The organism is Conexibacter sp. DBS9H8, from assembly GCF_023330685.1.
Taxonomy (GTDB): Bacteria; Actinomycetota; Thermoleophilia; order Solirubrobacterales; family Solirubrobacteraceae; genus Palsa-465.
This window is the reverse complement of the sequence record NZ_CP097128.1, coordinates 771,723-783,721: the sequence shown is the minus strand read 5'-3', so window position 1 is coordinate 783,721 and position 11,999 is coordinate 771,723. Positions and strand designations below refer to the sequence as shown.

At 72.3% G+C, this 11,999-nt stretch carries 14 protein-coding genes and 1 pseudogene; 8 read left to right on the top strand and 7 right to left on the bottom strand.

Annotated elements, in window-relative coordinates:
* Nucleotides 1-31 precede the first annotated feature (31 nt).
* The gene (locus tag M3M55_RS03770; protein WP_249011492.1) at nucleotides 32-628 is read right to left on the bottom strand and encodes a YdeI family protein; all 597 of its coding nucleotides are present in this window, start codon (nucleotides 626-628) and stop codon (nucleotides 32-34) included.
* A gap of 295 nt (nucleotides 629-923) precedes the next feature.
* Nucleotides 924-1,079 (bottom strand): DUF6131 family protein, encoded by a 156-nt coding sequence (locus M3M55_RS03765; protein ID WP_249011491.1) that lies wholly within the window; start codon nucleotides 1,077-1,079, stop codon nucleotides 924-926.
* A gap of 185 nt (nucleotides 1,080-1,264) precedes the next feature.
* Between M3M55_RS03765 and M3M55_RS03760 the strand changes: the two genes are divergently transcribed.
* Nucleotides 1,265-1,834 (top strand): hypothetical protein, encoded by a 570-nt coding sequence (locus tag M3M55_RS03760; protein ID WP_249011490.1) that lies wholly within the window; start codon nucleotides 1,265-1,267, stop codon nucleotides 1,832-1,834.
* Nucleotides 1,835-2,018: 184 nt separating this feature from the next.
* Nucleotides 2,019-2,744: an SIMPL domain-containing protein gene (locus M3M55_RS03755; RefSeq protein ID WP_249011489.1), complete on the top strand. Its 726-nt coding sequence runs from the start codon at nucleotides 2,019-2,021 to the stop codon at nucleotides 2,742-2,744.
* A gap of 31 nt (nucleotides 2,745-2,775) precedes the next feature.
* On the opposite strand, the gene M3M55_RS03750 is transcribed toward M3M55_RS03755, so the two are convergent.
* From M3M55_RS03750 to M3M55_RS03740, 3 genes are all read right to left on the bottom strand, one after another.
* The gene (locus M3M55_RS03750; RefSeq protein ID WP_249011488.1) at nucleotides 2,776-3,003 is read right to left on the bottom strand and encodes a hypothetical protein; all 228 of its coding nucleotides are present in this window, start codon (nucleotides 3,001-3,003) and stop codon (nucleotides 2,776-2,778) included.
* A complete protein-coding gene (locus M3M55_RS03745) occupies nucleotides 2,975-3,130 on the bottom strand; it encodes a hypothetical protein (RefSeq protein WP_249011487.1) in 156 nt (51 codons plus the stop codon). Before M3M55_RS03745 ends, M3M55_RS03750 begins: the two co-directional genes overlap by 29 nt.
* A 273-nt stretch (nucleotides 3,131-3,403) precedes the next feature.
* Nucleotides 3,404-4,171 (bottom strand): SDR family NAD(P)-dependent oxidoreductase, encoded by a 768-nt coding sequence (locus M3M55_RS03740; protein ID WP_249011486.1) that lies wholly within the window; start codon nucleotides 4,169-4,171, stop codon nucleotides 3,404-3,406.
* Between the two features lie 198 nt (nucleotides 4,172-4,369).
* On the opposite strand from M3M55_RS03740, the gene M3M55_RS03735 reads away from it, so the two are divergent.
* The 4 genes and pseudogenes from M3M55_RS03735 to M3M55_RS17535 form a co-directional block, all read left to right on the top strand.
* Entirely contained in the window at nucleotides 4,370-4,663 is a 294-nt protein-coding gene (locus M3M55_RS03735) for a DUF1330 domain-containing protein (protein WP_249011485.1), read from the top strand.
* Nucleotides 4,664-4,833: 170 nt separating this feature from the next.
* On the top strand, nucleotides 4,834-6,051 hold the full coding sequence (locus tag M3M55_RS03730; RefSeq protein ID WP_249011484.1) for a DUF2130 domain-containing protein: 1,218 nt from the start codon (nucleotides 4,834-4,836) through the stop codon (nucleotides 6,049-6,051).
* A gap of 43 nt (nucleotides 6,052-6,094) precedes the next feature.
* On the top strand, nucleotides 6,095-7,021 hold the full coding sequence (locus tag M3M55_RS03725; protein WP_249011483.1) for a DedA family protein: 927 nt from the start codon (nucleotides 6,095-6,097) through the stop codon (nucleotides 7,019-7,021).
* Between the two features lie 211 nt (nucleotides 7,022-7,232).
* A pseudogene (locus M3M55_RS17535) lies at nucleotides 7,233-8,123 on the top strand (LysR family transcriptional regulator); the annotation flags it as partial.
* Nucleotides 8,124-8,201: 78 nt separating this feature from the next.
* Here the strand turns inward: M3M55_RS17535 and M3M55_RS17530 are convergent.
* On the bottom strand, nucleotides 8,202-9,068 hold the full coding sequence (locus tag M3M55_RS17530) for an SDR family oxidoreductase (protein WP_371878793.1): 867 nt from the start codon (nucleotides 9,066-9,068) through the stop codon (nucleotides 8,202-8,204).
* A gap of 101 nt (nucleotides 9,069-9,169) precedes the next feature.
* On the opposite strand from M3M55_RS17530, the gene xseA reads away from it, so the two are divergent.
* Both xseA and M3M55_RS03710 read left to right on the top strand, forming a co-directional pair.
* The gene (gene xseA, locus M3M55_RS03715) at nucleotides 9,170-10,576 is read left to right on the top strand and encodes an exodeoxyribonuclease VII large subunit (protein WP_249011481.1); all 1,407 of its coding nucleotides are present in this window, start codon (nucleotides 9,170-9,172) and stop codon (nucleotides 10,574-10,576) included.
* Nucleotides 10,577-10,578: 2 nt separating this feature from the next.
* Nucleotides 10,579-10,914: an exodeoxyribonuclease VII small subunit gene (locus M3M55_RS03710; RefSeq protein WP_249011480.1), complete on the top strand. Its 336-nt coding sequence runs from the start codon at nucleotides 10,579-10,581 to the stop codon at nucleotides 10,912-10,914.
* 83 nt (nucleotides 10,915-10,997) lie between these two features.
* On the opposite strand, the gene M3M55_RS03705 is transcribed toward M3M55_RS03710, so the two are convergent.
* Nucleotides 10,998-11,930: an alpha/beta hydrolase gene (locus M3M55_RS03705; RefSeq protein WP_249011479.1), complete on the bottom strand. Its 933-nt coding sequence runs from the start codon at nucleotides 11,928-11,930 to the stop codon at nucleotides 10,998-11,000.
* Between the last annotated feature and the right edge of the window lie 69 nt (nucleotides 11,931-11,999).

Here is an 11,999-nt window from a genome sequence, read left to right as displayed (position 1 = left end):
GGCTCAGGAGGAAGCCGGCCGACCGGTCGGGTCAGTTGTGGATGCGCTCGCCTCGCCGCAGCATCTCCAGAAACGTGCCGATCCGGCGCGCGCGGGTCTCTGGACGCTTGGCGTCGTTGACGCGGTAGATGATCGCGTAGCGGTTTGCGCCATCGAGGGCGTCAAACGCCGCGGCCGCCTGAGGGTCGCGGTCGAGTTCGCGTTGGAGGTCCTCCGGGACGGTGGCGGTGCGCTGGCCCGCATACGCCGCGTCCCAGCGGCCGTCGGCCCGGGCGCGCTCGACCTCGGCATGTCCGGCAGGCCGCATGCGATCGGCGGCGATCAGGGCTTCCGCCTTCTCGCGGTTGATCTGTGACCAGCGGCTGCGGGGCGAGCGGCGCGTGAAGCGCTGGCGCCAATGCTGCTCATCGAGCCGAGCCTTCTGCCCGTCGATCCAGCCGAAGCAGAGCGCGACGTCAAGTGCCTCGGCGTAGGTGAGCGTCACCGCCTCAGCCTTCTTCTTGGCGAGCGTGAGCCAGATCCCCGGATGGGTGGCGTGGTGGAGCTCGAGCCAGTCAGCGAACGCGTCGGCGGTGGCGAACTGCACAATCTCACCGGAGGGGCGGGGCGTCTGCCGCTCACTGGCCATCGGGGGATGATCTCAGCTTGACGGCGGGAAACGGGCACGGGGGCGGCTGTTCACGATCGGGCGCACTGGGCGCACCCAATCGTGCCCACAGCCGCCGAGGAGGGCGGGCGTGCACGATTTGGGTCGCTCCGGTGACGAGGACCCACGGGTCTCCTCGTCGCCCGTGTTCCGGACCTGTCGAATACCCCGGGACCTATCAATGCCCCGGCGCCGCCGGGGCGCCCCGCAGCGCCCGGCGCCTCTGCGCCTCACCTGACCTGCCTTGAGCCGGTGGCCGGCTCCCCGCGGACGCGACTCAGAAGTAGTGACGCCGGCCGCCGACGGCCCGACCCATGCCACCGAGGACGACGAGGATCAGTCCGACGAGGACCAGGATGATGCCAATGGACCACAGAACCGCGATCTTGGCGACGAAGCCGATGATGAGCAGGATGATGCCCAGGGTGATCATGTCTCTCCTTTGTTTTGCGCGACATCCATCCGGGATGCCGTGTCCCCCCACTGCTGCCCAAGTTGGCGAGGATTCAAAACGCGACACTCCGCTCGCCCGGCTCCCACGCCCGAGGGCTCGCCCTCTCCGTCGCCCGCCGGATCCGTCCCACCAGGGAGAGTGCGCGTGCCTGCGATGATGGGGGGATGAGCCCAGACGGTGACAACGGCGACCGCGACGCAGCCCTGCGCTGGATCATCGAGCAGATGGCCCGGTCCGTCGAAGACCTCGAGCGGCTTGACCTCGACATGCTCGCGCGCGTCACGGGCCTTGACGCCGACCGGGCCCGCGAGTACCTCGACCGGGTTGAGGAGTGGCTGCGCTCCCGGGCCGAGGACGGGCCCGGGGACGCGCTGCGCCAACTCGGCGGGCTGATCGGACCGGACCTGTTCAGCCGCCTCAGCCGGTTCGCCGCCGGGGCGTCGTCCGCCGGCGGCCCGGGGGCCGACGACACCCCGGCGAGCACCGCCCCCCACCCCCTTGACGTTCCGACCCTCGCCCAGGGGCGTGCGCTCAGTGCCATCGACTCGGGGCGCTTGAGCGTCGCGCCCGGCAGCCACGAGTTCGTCTCCCACGACGCAAGCCCCGTCCCCGAAGGCGCCTCAGAGCTGATCGGTGAGCTCCGCGCCCGTGACTGGATCAACGCGACCGGAACCCTCACGCAGGTCGGACACCACGCGCTCGGACGCTGGATCGCGGCTCACGCCTCGGAGTGACCGAACCGCGAGCCGGCCCCGTGACGGACGGATGCCACGGGCAGCGGGCGCACTCGTTGTCGCCGTGAACGGGGACGGACGTTCCGCTCCCCGCCGCAGCCCCGGCAACCGCAGGCAATCACTCCCACGAACACGGGCCCGCCCGTTAGGGTCGCGAAAGTCACCCCCCGGCCTGAGGAGTCCCGTGTTCGTCCGTGCCGCCATCACCGTCGCCCTGATCCTGCTCGGCACCGCGCCGGCGGCGCTCGCGAGCACCACCTCGGGGACGCCGGGGACACTCACCGTCAGCGGACAAGGAACGGTGATGGCCGTGCCCGACCAGGCGAACCTGTCGGTGACGGTGAACCGGTCCGCCGCCACGACGGCGTCGGCGCTGTCGGCGGCCAACCGAAGCGTCGACGCGATCGTTGCGGCGAGCCGGAGCCTCGGGGTCCCCGCCACCCAGATCCAGACCGAGTCGGTCAACACCGCGTGTGGCCGGGTGCGGGTGGGCCCCAAGCGCCACCGCCGCGAGATCCGCCGCTGCACGGCGTCTGAGTCCCTGTCGATCACCGGAACGCCGGCGCAGGCCGGTCGCGTCATCGACGCCGCCACCCACGCGGGGGCAAGCGCGATCAACGGGCCGAACTTCAGCTTCTCCAACCCGGCCGCGTTGGTGATCGCCGCTGAGAGCGCGGCGATCACCAACGCGCAGGCTCAGGCGAACGTCGCGGCCGCCCAGCTCGGTGACACCGTCACCGGGGTTCAGTCGGTGGCGCTCAACCCGCAGTCGGGGGTCCTGAGCACGCCGGGGTCAGCCGCCGCGGCGGCCCCGAGCGCCTCGGTCCCCACGACCCTGTCTCCCGGAGCCCAGGCGGTCAGCGCGACGGTCACCGTCGTGTTCACGATCGCACCGGCGAGCCCGTCCTGACCGCCGCCGGCACCCGGCTCGATGCCGGCGGTCAGTGAAAACAGGCCCCGTAGGCGGTGATGCCGGAAGCCGCCGTGAACCCGGAGGGGGCGATCCAGTGGCTGAGGAACTGCGCCGAGATGCGGGCCGGGGGGAGTCCGTCGACGGACGCGTAGTAGCTGACCGTCAGCGCACAGCCGTTGGAGATGCCGCTGAAGTCGCCTCCCTGACCGGGTGCCAGGTGAACGTCGTCACCGTGTTGTCGGTGTCGAGATGACACGGCGCTGGCGCAGCATCAGGCTTCCGCGTGGACCGTGGGTGTAGGTGACCGACAGGGTCTGTCCGACGTAGAGACCCGTGTCGAGGGATCGCGGGCCGCCGGGAGCGCCGCTCGGGCCGGTGAACATCTGCGAGCTTGGACGCCCTGGAACCGTCAGCGTGAGCGCGGGGCCGGCCGGGGGCAGCAGGCGCAGCTGCGTCCCCCGTCCCGAGGCAACCGAGGATCATCGACCCGAGGAGGCCGACCCGTGCGACGGGCACACGCCGACGGCGGCGGCCGCCGCGTCGGGCGCGGGCGACTGGGACTCTATGGCCGCGACGATACCTCGCGGGCACCGTCGGTGCCACTGCCGCGCCACCCGCCGCCGGGACCGATCCGCCCGCCTCCGCGGCCACTCAGATCAGTAGTGGATGACACCCCGGGCGCCACCCCCGGCGGCGATCACGTCACCGCTGATGGCGACACTGCGCGGCGAGGCGAGGAAGACGACGACGTCGGCGACCTCGGAGGCATCGATCACCCGCCCGACACTCGTCGCAGCGGCGAGGCGCGCCTCCATCCCGACGGCGTCGAGACCGGCGGCGGCGGCCATCTTCGCGACCGTGTCGGGGAACCGCTCGGTCACCGTCATCCCGGGGTGGACGACGGTGACGTTGATGCCGGCGGGGCCGTACTCGTCGGCGAGGTTCTTGGTCATCGCCACGAGCGCGACGTTGCGCACCGACCCGACGACCGACCCGGTCGACCGGGCGGCGAGGCCGCTGATGGTGACGATCCGCCCCCACCCGCGCTCGGCCATCTGCGGGGCGAAGGCACGGGCACAGCGCAGCGCTCCCTTGACCTTCACGTTGATCTGCGCGTCGAACAGCTCGTCCCCCATCGGCCCCTGGTTGGCCTGAGCGGCACAGTTGACGAGGATGTCGACGCCGCCGAGGGCCGCCGTGACCGACGTGGCCATCGCGCTCACCGCCGCGTCCTCACCGGTGTCACAGACGGCGGCGATCGCCCCGGCGCCGACCTCAGTCACAGCGCGGGCGAGCGCGTCTCCGTCCCTGGCGACGAGCGCCACCCGCACACCCTCCGCCGCCAGCGCCCTCGCGACCGCCAGGCCGATCCCGCGACTCCCGCCGGTGATCACCGCTCGTTTCCCGCTCAGCTGCAGATCCATCCGATCAGCCTACGCCGCCGTGGGGTCCGGCCAGGCGGGCCGGACGTCCGTGCTGGGAGTCCACAATGCCGCGATGCGCGCGCCACCGCGTGCCCGACCCCGTTCCCAAGACAAAGGACCGACCTGACCACGCCCGTCGACCCCACCGGCGCCGACCTCAAACGCTTCCTCAGCGAGGACCCCGGCGGCCCGGTCGTGATGCTCAACCTGCTCAAGTACCGGGACGGCGGGGAGGCCAGCTACCGCGCCTACAGCGCCGCGCTCGCCGACTACCTGCCCCGGATCGGCGCCGAGGTGCTCTACGTCGGGGACTGCTCGAGCGTGCTCGTCGCCCCGACGGGATGGGACTGGGACACGCTGCTCGTCGTCCGCTACCCGAGCCGGGCGACCTTCAGCGCGATGGTCGCCGACCCCGAGTATCAGAAGGTCACCCACCTGCGCAGTGAGGCGCTCACCGAGGCGGTGCTCGCCGCCACCGTCCCGTGGGGCTGAGCCGGCGCCCGGCCGCCCACGGCGGTCCGCCGGGTCCGGGCCGGAACCCGGGTGACGTCCGCCGAGTCAGGAATGATCTCCGGAGAGCGACCAGGGGTGGAGGAGGGGCACGGAACACCGGTCCCTCCCACACGGCGCCCATCACCTTCGGATCCGCGAGGAGAGCCACGATGCACGAGATCACCTGTCCCCACTGCCGGTCCGCGTTCACGGTCGACCAGGCCGCCTACGCGGAGATCCTCAACCAGGTCCGTGGCCGCGAGTTCGACGCCGAGGTGCAGGTTCGACTGCGGGATGCCGAGCAGAGGAAGGCGATGGAGGTCGAGGCGGCGCGGCAGGAGGCGGCGGTGCGCTTGAGCGAACAGACCGGCGCGCGGGACCGGGAGATCGCCCGGCTCACGGCTGAGCTCGCTGCCGCCGGCCAGGCGACGGCGACGACCGTCGAGCTCGAGGTGCGCAAGGCGGTCAGCGCAGCGGAGCGGGAACGCGACGAACTCCGACACGCGCTCGAGCGCAAGGCGACGGAGGAGCAACTGCGGGTCGCCGGCCTGCGTGAACAGCACCAGCTCGAGCTGGCGAGCCGCGAGGAGGCGATCCGTGACCGGGATGCCGAGATCGCCCGGCTCGCCGATTTCAAGGCCCGCCTCTCCACGAAGATGGTCGGTGAGACGCTCGAGCAGCACTGCGAGATCGAGTTCAACCGGCTGCGCGCCCTCGCCTTCCCCCAGGCCTACTTCGAGAAGGACAACGACAGCCGCTCCGGCAGCAAGGGCGACTACATCTTCCGGGACTGCGACGAAACCGGGACGGAGATCGTCTCGATCATGTTCGAGATGAAGAACGAGTGCGACACCACGGCGAGCAAGCACAAGAACGAGCACTTCTTCGCCGAGCTCGACCGTGACCGCCGGGAGAAGGGCTGTGAGTACGCGGTGCTCGTCAGCATGCTCGAAGCCGACAGTGAGCTCTACAACGGGGGGATCACCGACGTCTCCCACCGCTACCCGAAGCTGTACGTGATCCGCCCGCAGTTCTTCATCCCTCTGATCACCCTGCTGCGCAACGCCGCCCTCAACGCGTTGCAGTACAAGCGCGAACTCGCACTCGCCCGCGCCCAGAACATCGACATCACCACCTTCGAGGCGGAACTGGACACCTTCAAGGAGCAATTCGGCCGGAACTTCCGGCTCGCCTCGGAGAAGTTCGGGACCGCGATCAAGGAGATCGACAAGTCGATCGCCGCGCTGCAGAAGACCAAGGAGGCGCTGCTCGGCTCCGAGAACAACCTCCGACTGGCCAACGAGAAGGCCGAACGGGTCACGATTCAGCGGCTGACGAAGGGGAACCCGACGATGGCGGCCAAGTTCGCCGAACTGGCGGCCGCCTAGGCGCCACCCCGGACCGGCCGCCCCCGGCCGCTACCGTGGAGCGATGCCACGTGATCGACGGGAGCGGCACGGCGGCGACGATCACCAGGTCACGATCCCCGAGCCGCTGAGAGCCGGCCGGGCCGGCCTCATCTGCGTGACGATCCTCGTCATCGAGGGGATCTACTCGCTCGCGGTGCTCGGGCTGATCCCGTCCCTGATCGGCACCCACCCGGTCCGCCTCGAGCTGCTCAGCGGGTCGACGGCCGCGCTCATCAGTGCCGGCGCGTTCGCTCGGGTCGGCCGGGCCGCGCTCATCCTCGCCATCCTCGCGCCGCTGCCGGCGCTGATGATGGGCGACCCGCTCTACTGGTGGGCCGGGCGGCTGTGGGGCCCCGCGGCGGCTCGCTACCTCGGCGGCACCAGCCCGCGGGCGCAGCGCCGGACCGCCCGTGCCCTGGGTTGGGTCGAACGCTACGACACCCTCGCGGTGATCGCCGCTCCGTTCCTGCCGGTGCCGAGCGCCGTCGTCTACCTCGCCGCCGGCTGGGGCGGCATGGGCTTGGTCCGCTTCCTCGCCCTCGATCTCATCGGCACGCTCCTCTGGGTTGGCCTGTTCGTCGGCCTCGGCTGGGGGATCGGCCATTCGGCGGTCACCGTCGCCCACGACATCAGCCACTACGGCCTGATCCTCACCGTCGCGATCGTCGCGATCGTCGTCATCGTCTCCCTGCGCCGCCGCCGGCCGGAGGCGGGACTGCGCCGCGTCTCGGCCCCCGGCGTCCCCGATCTGGGGTCCTGGCCCGGTCGCGCCCCCGCTGGGGCACGACCGGGGACGGGCCTTGACGACACTGCGGCCGGCGCTGATGCGGTCGCGGCCGCCCAGACACCGGACGCCGCCGCCGTGAGGCCGCCGTCGGCTCGTGCGCGGCTCAGGCTCCGGCGCCGCCGCGTCGGGGCTGACCCGGGCGGCGGCGGTCCTCGAGCGTGATCCCGGTCCGGAGGCTGAAGAGCCGCCGGTCCGCGTAGCCGATCTCAGAGATGACGCGGCGCAGTTGGGAGGCGAGGGTGGTCATGGGTTCGGTCCTTTCATGGGGGAGAGAAAGCGGCTGGGCGCCAGATCGGGAGGCCCACCGCGATGGTCCCCCTCACGAGCCATAAAGGCAAATACGCCTTTGCTGTATGAGCTATAACCACACGACATGCTCGACGTCCGCCGTCTCCGGGTTCTCGTCGCCGTCGCCGAGCACGGCTCACTGACGGCGGCCGCGACCGCACTCGGCTACACCCAACCGGCCATCTCCCGCCAGATCGCCGTCCTTGAGGCGGAAGCCGGCGTTCAGCTGCTGCAGCGCCTCCCGCAGGGAGTCGCGGTCACGGACGCGGGGGCGCTGCTCGTCGCTCGCGCGCGGGAGATCCTCGCCACCCTCAGCCGCACCGAGAGCGAACTGGACGCCCTGCGCGGCCTCGACTCGGGGACGCTGGCGATCACCGCCTTCGCCTCCGGGGCCGCGTCGGTGATCCCGCCCGCGCTCGCCCGCTTCCGCGAGCGCCATCCCGCCGTCGAACTCACCGTCACCGTCGCCGACCCGGTCGACTCACTGCCCCAGCTCAGCGCGGGGGAGCTCGACATCGCGCTGTGCAACCAGAGCGAGGCCAGCGCCGGGGGCAGGCCCGGCCTCGGTGGGCCGGGCCTGCCGGTGAGCTTCGTCCACCTCTTCAACGATCCGATGTTCGTCGCCCTCCCGCCTGAGCATCCGCTCACCGAGGCGCCCCGGCTGGCCCTGGGGGATCTCGCCGCCGAGCCGTGGATGCTGACGACGACGGCGACCTGCCCCGACTCCGAGCTGTTCCTCAGCGCCTGTACGCGGGCGGGCGTCGTTCCGCGCGTCGCCTTCCAGTACGACGACTACGCCGCCCTGCTCGGGTTCGTCACCGCCGGGGTGGGGATCGCGGTCGTGCCCGAGATGGTCGCCCGCAGCGCCCGCGCCGACGTCACCCTGCGCCAACTCGATCCACCGCTGCCCGCCCGGCCGGTGACCGCCGCCGTCAACGCCGCCTACCGCTCGGCCCCGGTGACGGCGATGCTGGAGATCCTGATCGAGCTCGCGCCCGACTGGGTGGCCGGCCAGATCACGCCGCCGTCCGGAGCGACCCGGGCCACGGCCCCCTCACACGCGGTTGCGCGCGCTGGTGCTGCGGCCGAGGCGGGCGACCTCAGCGTCCATCTCCGTCAGCAGCGCCTCGGCCTGCTTGAGGGTCTCGCGGTCCCCGAGGCGGGAGGTGAGCAGCGGCTTGAACCAGGCGAGCAGGGCGACCCAGCGGGGGACGTAGACGCGGCGACGGCGGTTCTCGAGCCCGTCGATGAACGCGTCGACGCAGGTCTGCAGCGGGATCGTCTTGCCCAGCGGGCCGGGAAGACCGGCGAGCATCTTGTTGAAGGCGCCGAGGTCGGCCTTTGCGTCCTGGACGAGCGGGGTGTCGATCCACGACATGTGCGCGGAGCCGATGTCGACGCCGCGGAAGGCGACCTCGAGGCGCAGCGCGTTGGCGAGGTGCTCGACGCCGGCCTTGGAGGCGTTGTAGGCGACGAGCCCGGGTGCGGGGGCGAACGCAGCCTCGGAGGAGACGATCAGCATGTAGCCGCGCCGCTGAAGGACGGCGGGGAGGGTCGCCCGCACCGTGTGGAAGACGCCGAGCACGTTGACGTCGAGCACCCGCCGGAAGACGGCCGGGTCGACGGCGAGCACCGAGCCGTAGCTGGCGATACCCGCGTTGGCGAGGACGAGGTCGATCCCGCCGAAGCGCTCGACCGCCGCCGCCGCGGCGGCCTCCATCGACCCGAGGTCGCAGACATCGCAGGCGATCGCGAGGGTGTGCTCGGCCCCGAGCTCGGCGGCGAGCGCGGTGAGCGGCGCCTCATCGACGTCGGTGAGGACGACCCGGGCGCCCCGCTGAACCGCCGCCCGGGCGGCGCCCGCGCCGATCCCGCGGGCGGCGCCGGTGATGAAGAGGACCTTCCCTGCGAGTGAACTCATGGCGGCGATGCTAACCGAGCGCGGCGGGGCGGCGGGAACGCTCGCGGGAGCTTCGGCGGGCTCGCGGGCGACCGCCGCCACGGCCCTTAGCATCGGAGGGGATGCCGTCGGAGCCGATTTGCGCCACCACTCTCACCGTCAGCGCCTACGCGGCCCGGCTCGGCAGCGCGCTGCGCAGCGTCGGCGGCGCGGTGATCGAGGGGGAGGTGCAGAAGGTCACCCGGACGGGCGGGGGGATGCTGTTCTTCGATCTCACCGACGGGGAGGCGCGCCTCACCGCGAAGGTGTTTCCCCGGGACGTGGCGGGTCTCGAGCACCGGCCGGCCGCCGGCGACCTCGTTGAGGTCCGGGTCGACCGTCCCGACTTCTATGCCGCGCAGGGGTCGGTGAGCCTCGTCGTCTCCGCCGTCCGGCTCGCCGGGGAGGGTGAGCTGCTGCGCCGGCGCGCCGAGTTGCTCGCCCGGCTGCGCGCCGAGGGTCTCTGTGACCCGCAGCGGCGCCGGCGGCTGCCGGCCTTTCCCCGCGCGGTCGGGGTGATCGCGGGCGCCAGCTCAGACGGGATGAGTGACGTGATCCGGGCGCTCACTGACCGCTGGCCGGCGGTCGCGATCGTCGCCTGCCCGAGCCCGGTGCAGGGCAAGGCCGCCCCGGCGGCCCTGATTGACGCGCTCGCCCGGCTCCAGTCCCACCCGGCCGTCGACGTGATCGTGATGGCCCGCGGCGGCGGATCGGTCCAGGACCTCGCCTGTTTCGACGATGAGCGGCTGTGCCGGGCCCTGTCGGCCTGTCTCGTCCCGGTCGTCTGCGCGATCGGGCACACCGACAACACCCCGGTCTGCAATGAGGTCGCCTGGGCGGCCTACACGCCGTCGCGGTCGGCCGAGCTCGCCGTCCCCTGCGCCCGGGAGCTGCGCCGCGAGATCGCCGTCACCCGCGACCACCTCGACACCGTGCCGGACCGGATCGCGCGGGCCGCCGAGCGGCTCGCCCACCGCGGCGCGGCGATCGATCCGCACGGACCGCTGGCGACCGTTGCGACCGAGGTGGCCGCGCACCTCGCCCGTGCGGGCGCCGCCCTCGACGCCCACCTGAACGGCCGCCGGGACCGTCTCACCCGGGCCGATGCGCGCCTCCTGGCCGTCCCCCACCGCGCCGTCGCCCAGCTCGGCCACGCCCGGGGCGACCTGATGGCCGCCGGGACGGGGATCGCCCGCACCGGCGTGGCCCTCACCCGCCAGACCGAGGCAATCGAGCGGCTCGGGGACCGGCTCGCCGAGGGGACCCGGCGCCGGCTCGAGGCCGCGACCGTCGCGGTCACCCACCGGGCCGAACTCGTCGGCGCGCTCGACTTCCGTCCCCGCGGCTGGCTGCTGGCCAGCCGCCCCGATGGCACCCCCATACGCGGGGTCGGGGACCTCACCCCTCGATCCCATCTCCGCCTTGACCTCCATGACGGCGCCGCCGACGTCCTCGTGGAGGCGATCACCCCCGACCCCCGGAGCGACTGACGATGACACCGCCCACCACACCCGACACCCCGCCCGCCGCGGCCAACCCGGCTGCCGCAGCCGCCCCGGCGGCGCCGGCCGCCCCGACGCGGCTCACCTTCGAGCAGGGCTACACGCGCCTGCAGGCGATCGCCGACCGGCTCAACGAGAATGACGTCCCCGTCTCGGAGATGTGCGACCTGTTCGCCGAGGGCAAGGGGCTCGAGCGCTCCCTCACGGCGTTTCTCGACACCCAGCGGGCGCGCGTCGAGGCGATCGACCGTGGGGAGGGGATCCACACCTTCGAGATCACCGCGACGGCGACGCTGAGAGCGGTCGAGGACACGCTCCCCTTCTGAGCCACGGGCCCTCGGGCCCGCCCAGCGGCGGGTGCCGGCCCCCGGGCGCGCGGGCCCGCCGAAGAGCCGTGCCACCGCTCGCCTCAGACGGCGGTCGCTTCCGAGGCCGGTCCGCTCGCCGCGGCCCGGGCGCCCGGGCGCAGGATCCGTTGGAGAAACGCGATCTGATCGGCGACCGCCCGCTCGAACGGCTCGCCGACGTAGACGTCGAAGTGCCCGACCGGGTAGCGCTTGATCTCCCCGCGCGGAGCGGCGCTGACGAGGGCGACCGTCCGCTCCGCCGGTGCGACCGAGTCGCGGTCACAGACACAGAACAGGCTCGGGCAGCGCAGCCGGGCGGCCGCCCGGCCGGGCCGGTAGAGCCCGACCCACAGGGCGATCCGGCCGGCGACCCGGTTGACCCACGTGCTGTTGGCCGGGGTGATCGCAGCGAACCCGGCCTCCGAGTCGAGGGTCGTGATCACCGCGAAGCTTCCGGGCGGTCCCACCGTGGCGATGTAGTGGGTCTGACCACCGCGCAGGGCGCTGAGCTGATCCCACAGCCCGACGACCGCGCCGCGGACGATGTTGGCCGCCCCGAGGATCGGGAGTGAGGCGAAGCCGTCGGTGAACGGGCACTGGGAGACGATCGCGGCGATCGACGGGTCGGCGGCGGCGACCTCGATCACGTGCCCGCCGGAGAAGGAGGAGCCGAACAGGCCGACCCGGTCGGGGTCGACCCAGTCGAGGCTGCGGGCGTGGGCGATCCCCGCGTGGAAGTCCGCCTGCTGGCGATGGATGTCGAGGAGTTGGCGCGGCTCGCCGGCGCTTGCGCCGAAGTGGCGGTAGTCGAACAGGAGGACGCCGATCCCGGCGGCGGCGAACCGCTCGGCGAAGGCATCGAGGCGCTGCTCGCGCGTCGCGGAGAATCCGTGAGCCATCACGAGGATCGGATGGGGACCGTCCCCGTCGGGACGGTAGATCCAGGCGGCGCAGGACGTACCGTCGGAAAGGAAGTGGCTGTCGCTGCGGGTCATCTGCGCAGCCTATGGCGTCGGGGCGGCACCTGTGCAGGTTCTCAGGTAAGGGTTAGTGAAAGTTCACTC